Origin of the sequence: Flagellimonas pelagia (assembly GCF_003584135.1) — a bacterium.
GTDB classification, from domain to species: Bacteria; Bacteroidota; Bacteroidia; order Flavobacteriales; family Flavobacteriaceae; genus Flagellimonas; species Flagellimonas pelagia.
Genome location: NZ_QXFI01000032.1, coordinates 24,389 through 38,638, shown reverse-complemented (window position 1 = coordinate 38,638; position 14,250 = coordinate 24,389). Strand labels below are relative to the sequence as shown.

At 44.1% G+C, this 14,250-nt stretch carries 13 protein-coding genes; 9 read left to right on the top strand and 4 right to left on the bottom strand.

All coding sequences use genetic code 11. The features are described from left to right. Nucleotides 1-21 precede the first annotated feature (21 nt). A complete protein-coding gene (pgmB, locus tag D2V05_RS13930) occupies nt 22-681 on the bottom strand; it encodes a beta-phosphoglucomutase (protein ID WP_119648241.1) in 660 nt (219 codons plus the stop codon). A 203-nt stretch (nt 682-884) separates the two neighbouring features. Between pgmB and guaA the strand changes: the two genes are divergently transcribed. The 4 genes from guaA to D2V05_RS13910 are packed head-to-tail and all read left to right on the top strand — an operon-like array spanning nt 885 to nt 5,458. After that, nucleotides 885-2,417, top strand: a complete 1,533-nt coding sequence (gene guaA / locus D2V05_RS13925) for a glutamine-hydrolyzing GMP synthase (protein WP_119648240.1) — start codon at nt 885-887, stop codon at nt 2,415-2,417. Further along, nucleotides 2,414-4,555 carry a LysM peptidoglycan-binding domain-containing protein gene (locus D2V05_RS13920; protein ID WP_119648259.1) on the top strand — a complete coding sequence of 714 codons (2,142 nt, stop codon included), beginning with the start codon at nt 2,414-2,416 and terminating at the stop codon, nt 4,553-4,555. Before guaA ends, D2V05_RS13920 begins: the two co-directional genes overlap by 4 nt. Beyond that, a complete protein-coding gene (locus tag D2V05_RS13915) occupies nt 4,533-4,937 on the top strand; it encodes an OsmC family protein (RefSeq protein WP_119648239.1) in 405 nt (134 codons plus the stop codon). Before D2V05_RS13920 ends, D2V05_RS13915 begins: the two co-directional genes overlap by 23 nt. After that, nucleotides 4,925-5,458, top strand: coding sequence for a DUF922 domain-containing protein (locus D2V05_RS13910; protein ID WP_119648238.1), 534 nt, complete (start codon nt 4,925-4,927; stop codon nt 5,456-5,458). The genes D2V05_RS13915 and D2V05_RS13910 overlap by 13 nt, the downstream gene beginning before the upstream one ends. A gap of 34 nt (nt 5,459-5,492) precedes the next feature. Here the strand turns inward: D2V05_RS13910 and D2V05_RS13905 are convergent, their stop codons facing one another. The 3 genes from D2V05_RS13905 to D2V05_RS13895 all read right to left on the bottom strand — a co-directional run bounded on the left by D2V05_RS13905 (nt 5,493) and on the right by D2V05_RS13895 (nt 8,137). Further along, nucleotides 5,493-6,452: a sugar phosphate isomerase/epimerase family protein gene (locus D2V05_RS13905; RefSeq protein ID WP_119648237.1), complete on the bottom strand. Its 960-nt coding sequence runs from the start codon at nt 6,450-6,452 to the stop codon at nt 5,493-5,495. A 106-nt stretch (nt 6,453-6,558) separates the two neighbouring features. Continuing rightward, nucleotides 6,559-7,137, bottom strand: a complete 579-nt coding sequence (locus D2V05_RS13900; protein WP_119648236.1) for an NAD(P)H-dependent oxidoreductase — start codon at nt 7,135-7,137, stop codon at nt 6,559-6,561. Between the two features lie 136 nt (nt 7,138-7,273). Beyond that, nucleotides 7,274-8,137 carry a hydroxypyruvate isomerase family protein gene (locus D2V05_RS13895; protein ID WP_119648235.1) on the bottom strand — a complete coding sequence of 288 codons (864 nt, stop codon included), beginning with the start codon at nt 8,135-8,137 and terminating at the stop codon, nt 7,274-7,276. A 43-nt stretch (nt 8,138-8,180) separates the two neighbouring features. Here D2V05_RS13895 and D2V05_RS13890 point away from each other — a divergent pair, with 43 nt between their 5' ends. The 5 genes from D2V05_RS13890 to mnmA all read left to right on the top strand — a co-directional run bounded on the left by D2V05_RS13890 (nt 8,181) and on the right by mnmA (nt 14,205). Further along, a complete protein-coding gene (locus tag D2V05_RS13890) occupies nt 8,181-8,423 on the top strand; it encodes a DUF3820 family protein (protein ID WP_119648234.1) in 243 nt (80 codons plus the stop codon). Between the two features lie 49 nt (nt 8,424-8,472). Further along, a complete protein-coding gene (locus tag D2V05_RS13885) occupies nt 8,473-10,107 on the top strand; it encodes a CTP synthase (RefSeq protein WP_119648233.1) in 1,635 nt (544 codons plus the stop codon). 65 nt (nt 10,108-10,172) lie between these two features. Next, nucleotides 10,173-12,041 carry a membrane protein insertase YidC gene (gene yidC, locus D2V05_RS13880; protein ID WP_119648232.1) on the top strand — a complete coding sequence of 623 codons (1,869 nt, stop codon included), beginning with the start codon at nt 10,173-10,175 and terminating at the stop codon, nt 12,039-12,041. An 82-nt stretch (nt 12,042-12,123) separates the two neighbouring features. Then, nucleotides 12,124-12,669 carry a DUF6515 family protein gene (locus D2V05_RS13875; protein ID WP_119648231.1) on the top strand — a complete coding sequence of 182 codons (546 nt, stop codon included), beginning with the start codon at nt 12,124-12,126 and terminating at the stop codon, nt 12,667-12,669. 345 nt (nt 12,670-13,014) lie between these two features. Further along, nucleotides 13,015-14,205 carry a tRNA 2-thiouridine(34) synthase MnmA gene (gene mnmA / locus D2V05_RS13870; RefSeq protein ID WP_119648230.1) on the top strand — a complete coding sequence of 397 codons (1,191 nt, stop codon included), beginning with the start codon at nt 13,015-13,017 and terminating at the stop codon, nt 14,203-14,205. Nucleotides 14,206-14,250: the final 45 nt, after the last annotated feature.

Below are 14,250 nucleotides of genomic sequence, written 5' to 3'. Positions count from 1 at the left end.
ACACTTGACAGGATATGCTTTTTAGAAAAACTCCGAAAAGAACGACTTGACCTCGAAAAAAGTGGCCTCTTTCATGGAATCGAACCTGACCTCCGCGTGGCCCACTCTTTCTGCCGGACCGATGCCCACACTATGAAAACCACCTGCTATGGCTGCATCGATGCCTTTTTCGGCATCCTCGAATACCACACAGTTATTAGGCTGCAATTTCAATTTTTCGGAAGCATACAAAAAGATATCAGGTGCGGGTTTGCTCTTGGCAACACTATTGCCATCGCCAATGACATCAAAAAAATGGGTGGCATTGAGTTGTTGGAGCACTTTGGCGGCATTTTTACTGGCACTACCCAAGGCTACCAAAAATCCTTCTTGGCGTAAATGCGTCAATAGTTCCTTGGCACCCGGTAGGTAATCGTTTGGAGTCATGGTGTCCAAACTGGCCACATAGATATCGTTTTTCTTTGTGGAGAGGGCAACTACGGCATCATCGGTAAGGGAAACACGGTTGTGGTCCATGATTACTTTTATGGAATCCATTCGGGAAATCCCTCTAAGTTTTTCATTGAGCTCGCGGTCAAAATGCCAGCCCATTTCGTCCGACAGTTTTTTCCATGCTTCATAATGGAGCTCCGCCGTATCGGTGATCACTCCATCCAAATCAAAAATGAATCCCTTGATCATGGTCTGTTTATTTCAGTTTGCAAAGAAATGACGAAAAATGTTAAGAAAAAAACTACATTAGGTTATGTTCTTTAAAGTTTATACCGATACGCTCCAAAAGAAGTATCGCTTTAAGGTGTTCCCCCTTTCTTACGTTGAAAAAGTTGTCATAAATATCCATTAAAAGATACTTTTCCAACTAAACCAAATTGCTATTTTTGCCCATGCATAACAACGTACTTATTCTAGACTTTGGTTCCCAGTACACCCAATTGATCGCCAGACGCGTGAGGGAACTCAACATTTACTCTGAAATAAAACCCTTTAACAAACTACCCAAAGACCTGTCCGATTACAAGGCCGTGATTTTATCAGGGTCACCTTCATCGGTGCGGTCGGAGCAAGCTCCGCACCCAGATCTTTCGGAAATAAAAGGCAAGAAACCCTTGTTGGGCATTTGCTATGGAGCACAATATCTGTCCCATTTCAACGGGGGTAATGTGGCACCATCCGCTACCCGCGAGTATGGTAGGGCCAATTTATCCTTCGTGAAAAATGATGAAGAATTTTTAAAAGGGTTGAACCAAGGAAGCCAAGTTTGGATGAGCCATAGCGATACCATCAAGGAACTTCCCAAGGGCGGTGTTCGCTTGGCCAGTACACATGATGTGGAAAATGCAGCTTTCAAGATCGATGGCGAAACTACTTATGGGATACAGTTTCACCCCGAGGTGTACCACACCACCGACGGGAAAAAATTATTGGAAAACTTTTTGGTGAACATTGCCGGATTAAAGCAGGACTGGACACCTGATGCCTTCGTGGAAACCACGGTAGAGGAATTGAAAAAGGAAATCGGGGACGATAAAGTGATTCTTGGTCTATCCGGCGGTGTGGATTCCAGTGTGGCGGCCATGTTATTGCACAAGGCCATAGGGGACCACCTCCATTGTATTTTTGTGAACAACGGTCTTTTACGCAAGAATGAGTTTGAAAGTGTTCTGGATCAGTACAAGCATATGGGGCTCAATGTAAAGGGCGTGGATGCTTCGGCACGTTTTTTGGATGCACTGAAGGGTGAATCGGATCCTGAAGGGAAAAGAAAGATCATTGGAAGGGTGTTTATAGAAGTTTTTGATGATGAGGCACATAAAGTGGAAAATGCCAAATGGCTGGCCCAAGGAACCATTTATCCCGATAGGATCGAATCCGTCTCGGCAAGTGGAGGACCTTCAGCAGTGATCAAAAGCCATCATAATGTGGGTGGGTTGCCAGATTATATGAAATTGAAAGTGGTGGAGCCCTTAAAAATGTTGTTCAAGGATGAGGTGAGAAGAGTGGGAGCCAGTATGGGGATGTCCCCAGAAATTTTGGGCCGACACCCATTTCCAGGCCCTGGTTTGGGAATCCGTATCTTGGGCGATATTACTGCCGAAAAAGTGGCTATTTTGCAAGAAGTGGATGCTATTTTTATTGAAGGTTTAAAAAAATGGGGACTTTATGACAAGGTTTGGCAGGCCGGAGCCATGCTTTTACCCGTAGATAGTGTAGGGGTCATGGGAGATGAGCGTACTTATGAGAAATGTGTGGCGCTCCGAGCCGTGGAAAGTACCGATGGTATGACGGCCGATTGGGTAAATTTACCCTACGAGTTCCTGCAAAAGACCTCGAATGATATAATAAACAAGGTTAAGGGCGTTAATAGAGTAGTGTACGACATTAGCTCAAAACCACCTGCAACTATAGAATGGGAATGAAAAAAACAATTTTACGACTGGTTTTGGCGGTTCTTTTTTTGGCCGCAATTCCAGTTTCCGCACAAAACTATACCACGCATGCCGTAAAGGAAGGGGAGACGCTACAGAGCATCTCGCAGAAATATAGGGTTACCCCATATTCCATCCTTCAGGCCAACAAAGAGATCAAGAGTGCCTCAGATGTTAAGGTGAACACCATCTTGGTCATTCCAATCAATGGCAATGCCACCATTGAGAAAAAGGAGGAGAAGGTTGAGCAGGAAGAAATAAAACCTATCGGCTTTACCCGGCACAGGGTGCGCAAAAAAGAAACTCTTTTTGGGCTGACCCAGAAGTACAAAATCACGGAGGAACAGTTGAAGCGCTACAACCGCGAATTGTACTCCGAATCCCTTAAAAAGGGTATGGTACTTCAAATCCCCAAATTTCCTGAAGTGGATCCGAACGAAGATAAGGAACTGGATTTTGAAACCTATGTGGTGCAACCCAAAGAAACCCGATGGAGTATTGCCCACAAATACGGGATTACAGTGGATAGCCTTCTACTTTTGAATCCGGAGTTGGTCAAGAACACGGATTATTTGGCGGCCGGTCAAGAACTGAAATTGCCAAGACCCAAGGGTGATAGCCTTAAGGAACAGAAAGTGGAATTGTTCACTTCTTATACCGTTCCTTCAAAAATGACATTATATAGTTTAGGTAGGGAATATGGCATTCCTTCTGATTCCATCGTGAAGCTGAACCCTGAGATTATGAAAGAGGGTGGGCTTAAGGAAGGAATGGTCATCCGTCTGCCCAAAAAACGAAGCGATGCAGGAGTGGTCAACACAGAAAACTACATCTTTTACGAAGTCAAGCCCAAGCAGAATATATTTAGGATTACCCAGAACCTGAAAATATCCAGGGAAGAATTGTTTCGTCTGAACCCTGATTTGGAAAATGGCCTTAAAGCTGGGATGGTACTTAAACTTCCCAAAGAAAAGGCTGCGGGACTGGAGGTGAAAAATGCCTTGGTGCTGGACAAGGTAAACCTTGTGGACAGTATTGATGTGGCTAACAGGCCCAAGCTGGTGTTTATGCTTCCTTTTAGATTGGACAAAGTAGACCTGAACGATAGGGAAAAAACAGAAGGCCTGATAAAGACGCGTAGAGATATTAACCTAAGTCTTGGTTTTTATACAGGTGCTCTAATGGCCTTGGATTCCATCAAAAAGTTGGGTGTTTCGGTCGATGTGAAAACCTATGATACAGAATTGAGTCAAACCAAGGTCAAAGAAATCTTGTTTAGGGACAACCTTGCAGGTGTAAGTGCCATTATTGGTCCGTTTGCCTCGGGTGCATTGGATGAAGTGGCCGTCCATGCAGCTACCAAAAACATTCCGGTAATCGCACCGATTACTTCCGATAGTCAATTGAGCCATGGTAATGTGTTCTTTTCGGTGCCAAGGGATGCGATTTTGCGCGATAAGATGCTTTCTTATATGAAGAAGATATATAAGAATGAAAATGTGATTATCATTGCAGACTCCACACATCAGGTATCGCATGATTCCATTTTAGGCAAGTTTCCAGCAGCACAAATAGCCAAAATAATCGATAACAGATCTCTACACTTGGATGAGTTTCTGATTAAACTATCGGAAGACAGGGAGAATTGGGTTTTCTTGGAAACGGACCAACCCAATATGGTCTCCAGTGTTACCTCTATTCTCAACTCTGCCAATACAGGCGATATAAAAGTACGCATGTTCACCACAAGTTATAGCGGCGCTTTTGAGGACGAAGCGGTATCCAAGACACATTTGTCTAATTTAAGATTTACTTATCCTTCCCTTTATAGGGAAGTGGGTTCGGATAGCTTTACCAAAGCCTATGCAAAACGGTTCAATGGGAATCAGCCAGATCGCTATGCCATCCGAGGTTTTGACGTTACGTTCGATGTGTTGTTAAAATTGGCGCACAAGAACAACCTTTTTGAAACTTCCAAGATTATAGGGCTTACCGAGTATACAGGCAATAGTTTTGATTATTTCAATGACTGGACCTCGGGTTATTTTAATAAGGCCTGTTACATCATGGAGTATGAGGATTTGCAAATCAAAGAAGTAAAGTTGGATGACCTCAAAAGTAACCTATAACGGAAACCTGAGAACTACATGTGTACACGTGAGGTCTGGAAATGAATATATTACGGATGCTCCCATTGACAACAACGGCAAGGGAGAAGCCTTTTCCCCAACCGATACGGTGGCCACCGGCCTTGCCAATTGTATGATGACCATGATGGGGATCAAGGCCCGTGACCTTGGAGTGGACCTTACCGGTTCCACTGCAGAAGTGACCAAACATATGGCCGCCAATCCAAGGCGGATTTCCAAAATTGAAGTCAAATTGGAGATGCCTGCCGATGTTTCTGAAAAGAACAGGAAAATATTGTTGCACACCGCCCAAACCTGCCCTGTCCATTATAGTTTGCATCCAGATATAGAAAGAGTAATCGAATTCCATTGGGTAAAATAATTTCCATAGGATGTATTTTGTTCCTCGGCTTTTTGGGATTTGCACAAGAAATTGAGGAAGGAATCCTTTGGGATGAAAACAAGCGACTCAGTTGGTCGGATTTTAAGGGCAAAGTGCCTCCTGCGGCCGTTCCTGCTGCCACAACGGCAAGCGGTATCAGCTATACCTACACTGCCAATTTACTGCATCACGAGGTAAAGCTGGACTTTAAGGTAAATGCCTATTTTTATTCCAATGAATCGTGGTACAAACCTTCGGTATGCACCGATAATACCCTGGCGCACGAGCAACTCCATTTCGACATCGCTGAACTCTTCGCCCGTAAAATGCGTAATCGGTTACGCCGTACCTCTTTTTCAGATGATGTTAAGGAAGAAGTGCGAAAAATCTATAAGGATATCTTAAGAGCTTTAAAGGATTACCAAGATCAATATGATTGGGAAACCAATTTTTCCAGAAACCCGGAAAAACAGGTGGAATGGAACCAAAAAATTGAAGAAGCATTACAAGAAGAAAGCTAAATTCTAGTCTCTGGAAATCCTGAATTCTACTTCGTTAAATCGTCCTCAAAAAGTCAATACTTTTCTTTAAGGCCAATCTAGGGTTGTCCACTAAATCTTGTTCCACAAAAAAGTGTTTTACACCAGACTGTTGTGCCTGATGAACGATGGCAGGAATATCCATGGCGCCATCGCCCACGGTGGTCATTAGGGGCCAGAGGTCGGTCCATTGATCTGCAGTACCCCCATCCCCTTTAAAATGGGTAATTTCCTTCATGTCCTTCAAGTGCAGGGCAATATATCGGCCGGGATTGGATTTTAGGAGTTCAACAGGGTCCATACCACCGGCAGTGGTCCAATAAATATCCATTTCAAAAACCACAAGGTCTGGATCTGTGTTCTCCAGTAGAAGGTTCAACGGAATTTGACCCTCCATTTCGTGTAACCCATAGCCGTGGTTGTGGTATAAAAATTTAAAACCTTCCTTTTTGGCATTTCCCCCAATTTTATTGAATCGGTCGGCCATGCGTTTATAGTCGTCCAAGGTTTGTCTCAAATCATTCGGAATAGCGGACATGCCCAAACATTCCATGCCCAAGGTGCGAACCGCTTCACCAACTTGGGGCATGTTGGTTTCCAGGGTCACGATATCAATATGGCCCGAGGTAGCCTTCAGCCTATATTCATCTAACAAGACCTTGAATTCCTTAGCGGTTTTTCCGAAGAACCCACTTCCACTGAAACCCAAACTAGGGGTTATCTGTTTCCACCGCTCCTGTGCTGCAGATGAGCTAAAAGGGTATGGCCCATAAATTTCGATTTCCTTGTATCCCATTTGATACAACATGGCCAAACTGCCTTCAAGATCTTGTTCTAGCATTTTGGGTAGGGAAAATAGTTGGATTCCAATGCTGTCCAATCCTTTTTCGGTAGGGGTGGCACAGGCACCAAGCCCCATAAACATTGTGGCACTGGAGGCCAGAGCGGTACGTTGGATGAATTGTCGCCGTTTCATAAATGTAGTTGTTTAGTTGGTTTTTGTGCAATTCCTCAATTGGGGCCATGGCCCCAACCATTTACTAATGTACTATTTCTATGGTAGCAATCCTATTTGGAAATGATCAGGATGTTGTGGAAGGTATTTGGTTGATGATTTTCGAAATCCACCTTTGCCTTTGTGTTTCGTTCAGGTATTTCATCCTTGAAATTCTTGTGACCTTCACAGGGGATATCCCACAGAATTGCATGGTGGCGCGTTTCACGGATTTTAGGTCGCTGTTTCCGTACATCCATCGAATCCAGTATTTTGGGGCGTCGCACGTAGTGATGATTTCCCCTGACCTACCTTTTAGAAGTTTGTCCCAAAGCGGGTCCTTTTCATGATATTTATAGGCAAAGCCAGAATATAATGTTCTATCAAAGAATCCTTTGAGAAGGGCGGGAACAGCACCCCACCAGATAGGGTAGACCACAACCCATTTGTTGCACCACACTATATTTTCCTGTGCCTTTTTTAGGTCGGGCTCCAAATCCTGTACAACTTTGTATCCTTTCCACAGTATAGAATCAAACTGCATTTCCCCCAGTTTTTGGATCCTTACTTCGTGACCTTTTTTCTGTGCATTGGTACTGTATGCGTCAACTATTTGACCATTAAAACTACTGGAATCTGGATGGCCCAACAAGACAAAGATTTTCATGGCACATTTTCTTTTCGAGTAAAATTATACTCAAATCAAATCCTGTGTCATGATAAATATCACAACATCAAAAGGATAGGATTAAATGGACCTTTGTTGATGGAAGAAGAAGCAAATTGAATCAGTTGGCTGAAAGTCAAACATCACACCTCATAAACCCATCCTTCAGGGCAGCAATGGGATCTTCCCAAGTAGTGATGTATTCTTGTGCCACATAACCTTTAAACCCAGTGGCCATAATAGCCTTGATAATGGCAGGATAATACAATTCCTGGGTTTCATCGATTTCATGGCGACCTGGAACACCTGCGGTATGATAGTGCCCAAAATAAGGATGATAATTTTGGATGCTTCGGATAATATCGCCTTCTTGGATCTGCATGTGGTAGATATCGAACAAGAGTTTGAAATTATCGCTGCCCAAATGTTTGCATAGCTCCACGCCCCACAGACTTTTATCGCACATATAATCGGGATGGTTTATTTGGTTGAAAAGTTCCATTTGGATTACAACCCCATGTTTTTCGGCCAAGGGAATGATCTGAGAAAGTCCGTCCACACAATTTTGAAGGCCCACATAATCATTCATCCCATTGCGGTTTCCGCTAAAGCAGATGAGGTTGGTGTATCCGTTTTCTGCCACTTGGGGAATGATTTCCGTATAATTTTTAATGAGTTGTTCATGGTATTTGGGGTTGTTCCATCCTTCGGTAAGACTGATCTCCGCCCCGTTGCACATGGAGCAATGGATGTCATATTTCTTCAACAAGGGCCAATCCTTCGGACCGATCAAGTCGATGGCCTTTATCCCCAGTTCGTTCAAGGTCTTTAAAAAATCCTCCAAGGGAATATCATCAAAACACCACTGGCAAACGCTATGGTTCACATTGTTCTTCAATTTGAATTCCTTGGCCTGCCCCTGGCCGGACGCCATGGCGGAAGTGGAAGCCAACCCTGCGGACCCGATGGCCGCAGTGGCTATAAAATTTCTACGTCTCATTATACGGATTTGTTATTCGAAAGATAGTACATTAGACATACAAATGGAAATCAAACCCGATTCAAAAGAGCTTTTGGAGCTTGCCCATTATAAGATGCCCTATGGAAAATACAAGGGGCGCTATTTGATAGATTTGCCTTTGCCGTATTTGGTCTGGTTCCAACAAAAAGGTTTCCCGGAAGGCAAGCTGGGAAAGTTCTTGAACATTATGCTCACTATTAAGGATAACAACCTGGAACCCATCATCAGAAAACTTCAAAAAGAATTTCCTAGGCAATCTTCCTGATTTCTGCGCGGCAATTTGTAACTTTACGCCCCGTAATAGAAAGATCAATATGTCACAGACCAAGTACATTTTCGTTACGGGAGGCGTTACTTCTTCTTTGGGTAAAGGAATCATCGCCGCATCCTTGGCCAAATTGCTACAGGCCAGGGGATACCGGACCACCATACAAAAGTTAGATCCCTACATCAATGTGGATCCAGGAACATTGAATCCGTACGAACACGGGGAATGCTATGTGACCGATGATGGTGCCGAAACCGATTTGGACCTTGGTCATTACGAACGTTTTTTGAACGTGCGCACTTCCCAAGCCAATAACGTGACCACGGGTAGAATTTACCAAAGTGTCATTGAAAAGGAACGAAGGGGAGAATTTTTGGGGAAAACCGTACAGGTAGTACCCCATATCACCAACGAGATCAAGGAGCGTATCCAGATTTTGGGCAAGAGCGGCGATTACGATATCGTCATCACTGAAATTGGGGGTACGGTGGGTGACATTGAGTCACTACCTTATATTGAAGCGGTTCGTCAATTGCTTTGGGAATTGGGAGAGCACAACGGTATTGTGGTGCATCTTACCTTGGTGCCTTTCTTGGCAGCTGCTGGGGAATTGAAGACCAAACCCACACAACACTCCGTAAAAACGTTGATGGAGAGCGGGATCAAAGCCGATATTTTGGTTTGCCGAACAGAGCACGAAATTTCTGATGATATCAAATCCAAGTTGGCTCTTTTCTGTAATGTGAGAAAAGAAGCTGTGATCCAATCCATAGATGCCTCTACCATTTATGATGTACCTGTTTTAATGCAGGAAGAAGGCTTGGACACCGTTACGTTGGAAAAGTTGGCATTGCCCAATACCAAAGAACCGGATCTGACCCAATGGAAGGAATTTTTGAAGCGACACAAAAACCCAAAGAACAAGGTCACCATTGGTTTGATAGGGAAATATGTGGAATTGCCCGATTCCTATAAATCCATACAAGAAGCATTTATACACGCCGGTGCTACCAATGAGGTAGAGGTAGAGGTACGTTCCATACATTCCGAACATCTGTCCGTGAAGAACGTCGATAAAAAATTGATGGGATTGGATGGTATTTTGGTCGCTCCCGGTTTTGGGGAACGCGGTATTGAAGGTAAGGTAAAGGCGGTACAGTATGCCCGTGAGAACGATATTCCGTTTTTGGGCATCTGTTTGGGCATGCAAATGGCGGTCATTGAATTTGCCCGAAATATTTTGGGCCTGGAAGGCGCCAATTCCACCGAAATGGACAAGGACACCCCATATCCTGTGATCAGTTTGATGGAGGAACAGAAAAACGTAAAGGATAAAGGAGGTACCATGCGTTTGGGAGCTTGGGACTGTCATTTGAAACCGGGTAGCCTAGCAGAGAAGGTGTATGGTGCTTCTGATATTTCCGAACGACACAGGCATCGATATGAATTCAACAACGAGTACAAGCAACAAATGGAAGACGCTGGATTGGTAGCTTCTGGATCCAACCCTAAAACTGGACTTGTGGAAGTGGTGGAAATACCATCGCACCCTTGGTTCATAGGAGTACAGTACCATCCAGAATACAAGAGTACCGTGGCAAACCCGCATCCTTTGTTCGTTGGCTTTGTAAAGGCAGTTTTGGCACAGAAACAAAAACAAAAGAATGCCAGTTTGGCATAAACTGCGGTTTTGGACATATATTTGCCACCGGAAATACCGATAAAGATTTCTACTAAATAATTTTCATGGAAGAAAAGAAGCTGGATATCAATTCCATTATTGGATTTGTACTGATTTTTGGGATACTCATTTTCATGTTTTACCAAAATCAGCCTACCCCAGAAGAGTTGGAGGCCCAGAAAGCGGAACAGGAGCAAGTTGAGGCAGAAGCGAAGAAAGTTGAGGAAGAGGCCCAAAAACCCACCATCAAGGAAACCCAAACCATCAATCTTAACGATTCCACGGCAGTTGCCGAATATAAGAGCGGTGTAGGGGCATTCGGCTTTAGTGCCGTTTCTGATGGAACCACCAAGTTGGAAAACGAGGTGTTGTATTTGGAGGTTTCCAACAAAGGAGGACAGATTGTGGAGGCCAGGATGAAGAACTTTGTCACCTACGATTCCGTTCCTGTGTATTTGGTGAAGGATGGCAATGCCAATTTTGCCTTGAATTTTACCACTTCGGACAATAGGGTACTTAATACCGCTGATCTGTATTTTGAACCAAGCCTTTCAAAAAGTGGGGATAACCACGTCCTTTCCATGAAAGCCAAAGTAGCGGACAATCAGTTCTTGGAGTATCGGTACGAAATGAAACCCAACGAATACCTCGTAAACTTTACGGTGCGTTCCCAAGGGTTGAACGGTGTGTTGAACAGCAGCAAGCCGGTCACTTTGGAATGGGAACTGAAAGGTATCCGCCATAGCAAAAGTGTACGTTACGAAAACCGTTATACCCGCTTGACGTACAACCACGAAGATGGAAAAATCAGTAAACTTTCCGAGAACAGTGATTTGGATGAGGAATCCGTGGAAGACGTAAAATGGCTGTCGTACCGTCAGCACTTTTTCAGTTCCATTTTGGCAACCGATGACCAATTTGAATCCGCACAGCTTACCTCCAAGAATTTGGTGGAAGAAGAGAGCAAGGAACTCCATTTCACCAAAGAGTATAGCACAAAGGCCCCTTTAAAATTGCAAGGTGGGGAACTGTCCCAGAACATGTATTGGTACTATGGCCCTACCGATGTAAAAGTATTGGATGATTACAAGGATTTAGGTTTGGTCGATACCATTCCCTTCGGATGGGGGATTTTTGGATGGATCAACCGTCATGTCTTTACACCTTTCTATGGGTTCTTGAGCTCGTTCCTACCCTTTGGGATAGCCATTATCGTCATGACCATATTGGTGCGTTTGGCCATGTCGCCCGTAACCTATAAGTCCTATCTCTCACAGGCCAAGATGAAAGTATTGAAGCCTGAAATCACTGAGATCAACGAGAAGTATAAGGACAATGCCATGAAAAAGCAGCAAGAGACCATGAAGGTCTATAACAAGGCAGGCGTGAGCCCCATGAGCGGATGTGTGCCGGCTGTGTTGCAGTTGCCTATTTTCTATGCACTGTTCATGTTCTTCCCCACTTCCTTTGCATTGCGTCAAAGGTCCTTTTTGTGGGCAGATGACTTGTCTTCCTACGATACCATTTTTGACTTGCCGTTTACCATTCCTTTCTATGGTGACCACGTAAGTCTGTTCCCTATATTGGCATCCATAGCCATTTTCTTCTACATGCAGATGACCACGGGTCAGAGCATGCAGATGCAGCAACAGCCAGGTATGCCCAATATGAAGTTCATCATGTACCTATCTCCGATCATGATGTTGTTCTTCTTCAACAATTATGCAAGTGGGTTGAGTTTGTACTATTTCATCTCCAACCTGATTACCATTTTTATCATGTTGGTGATCAAGAACTACATTTTGGACGAGGAGAAGATCCATGCACGAATCCAAGAGAACAAGAAGAAGCCGAAAAAGGAGAACAAGTTCCAGCGCAAGATGCGCGAAATGATGGAGCAGGCCGAACAACAAAAGAATTCAGGAAAAAGGTAATGTTTGTTGAATTAATGTCCTGTCCCGATTAAACCTTTGGTTTGGATTGGAGTCTTAGGCCTATAACCATTAATTCAACAATATGAAAAATCTAAAACTGATATTGTTTTTGTTTGCCCTCTTTTTTGTGGGTACTACTGAATATGCCGAGGCGCAGGTCGTGACCAGGCATGAAAAGAGAGTGGTACGCAGAAAGGTGCGTAGACATAACCGTAGGGTCGTCCGTAGGACATTACGGCGGTTGCCGGCCAACACCACCCCCATTGTTTACAGAAAGATTTCCTATTATCCCGTTGATGGTATGTATTATGTGTACCGCAAAGGCATTTATGTGAGAACTTTCCCCCCAAGGGGATTTCGATTGGCAGTGATGCCGACCACGGCAGTCATCATTACTGTTCGTGGCACTCGGTACCATTATGCCGATGGAGTTTTCTACCAACCGATTAATGGAGAATACGAAGTGGCCCCTCCACCCATAGGAGCTGTGGTAAAGGAGTTGCCCGAAGATGCTGAGGAAATCGATTTTGATGGGGTAACCATGCACGAACTCAATCAGGCCGTGTACAAGGAAGTAGAAAACGGATATGAAATCATTGAGGTGCTCGAAGACGATATGGACCAATAGCGTTTTCTCGGCAGTTTGATCAGGACATAAAAAAACTCCCTCAAGAACTTTGGGGGAGTTTTTCATTTCTGGTTTAGTTTGGAAAGATTTGGGACTCCAAAGATGCGGCAACTTCCCTGCTAAAAAAATTAATAGTTGTCAAAAGCATTGTTTTTGTAGTGAAAATATCCCTGTTTTGATGTGTCATCGATGAACGGTAATCCTACTTCGATGAATGGCCGGCAAATGCAAATATTGATGGGCTTCAAATTCCGTTTTCGATGGGATTGTAAGTAAATGGGAATGCACCGACCATATATCACAAATGAAGAGTGTTTTGTATTTTTGTACCCATAAAGCATTGAGATGAAAAAGGTTGTTGTAGGACTTTCGGGAGGAGTGGATTCCAGTGTGGCCGCATACCTGTTGAAAGAACAGGGATATGAGGTGATTGGCCTGTTCATGAAGAACTGGCATGATGATTCCGTGACCATTTCTGAGGAATGCCCGTGGTTAGAGGATAGCAATGATGCCCTTATCGTGGCCGAAAAACTTGGGATTCCTTTCCAAACGGTGGATTTGAGTGCCGAGTACAAGGAACGTATCGTGGATTATATGTTCAACGAATATGAAAGAGGGCGCACCCCCAATCCGGATGTGCTGTGTAACCGCGAGATCAAGTTCGATGTCTTTTTAAAGATTGCCCTGCAATTGGGAGCCGATTATGTGGCAACGGGTCACTATTGCCGAAAAGGAACCATCCAAAATGAAGATGGCACCGAAACCTATCAACTGTTAGCAGGCAAGGATCCCAACAAAGACCAATCCTATTTTCTGTGTCAATTGTCCCAAGAGCAATTGTCCAAAACCTTGTTCCCCATCGGGGAATTGCTAAAACCTGAGGTTCGCAAGATTGCCGCTGAAAACAATTTGATCACTGCCGATAAAAAAGATTCCCAAGGATTGTGTTTTGTGGGAAAGGTACACCTGCCCGACTTTTTGCAACAAAAACTAAAGCCAAAAAAAGGGATCATTGTAGAAGTGCCTAGTGATGCATCCCAATTTGCTTTAGTTGTTCCTGAGTTTCACAATGAAAAGGAGAAATTGGCCTTTCAGGCGGAAAAACCCATATTTTCCATGGAAGATGGCAAGGTAGTGGGAGAGCACCAAGGGGCCCATTATTTTACCATCGGGCAACGCAAGGGTCTGAACGTTGGGGGCACCAAAGAGCCTTTGTTCGTCATTGAAACCGATGTGAACAAGAACATCATTTATACAGGACAGGGCAAGACCCATCCGGGATTGTTCAGGAATACGCTTTTTGTGAAAGAGGATGAGCTGCATTGGGTACGTCCTGATTTGGCCTTGAAGGAAGACGAAACCATGGAGGTAATGGCACGCATCCGTTACCGTCAGCCGTTACAGCAAGCCACCCTTTACAAAGTAGGGAACGGACTGTACGTGGATTTCCAGGAAAAACAATCCGCTATTACCGAAGGCCAGTTTGTGGCTTGGTATGTGGGCGAGGAATTGGTGGGTTCTGGGGTGATATCATAATCCTTTTTCAAGTTTGTACTGCGTCTTCTGAATTTATTTTAGACT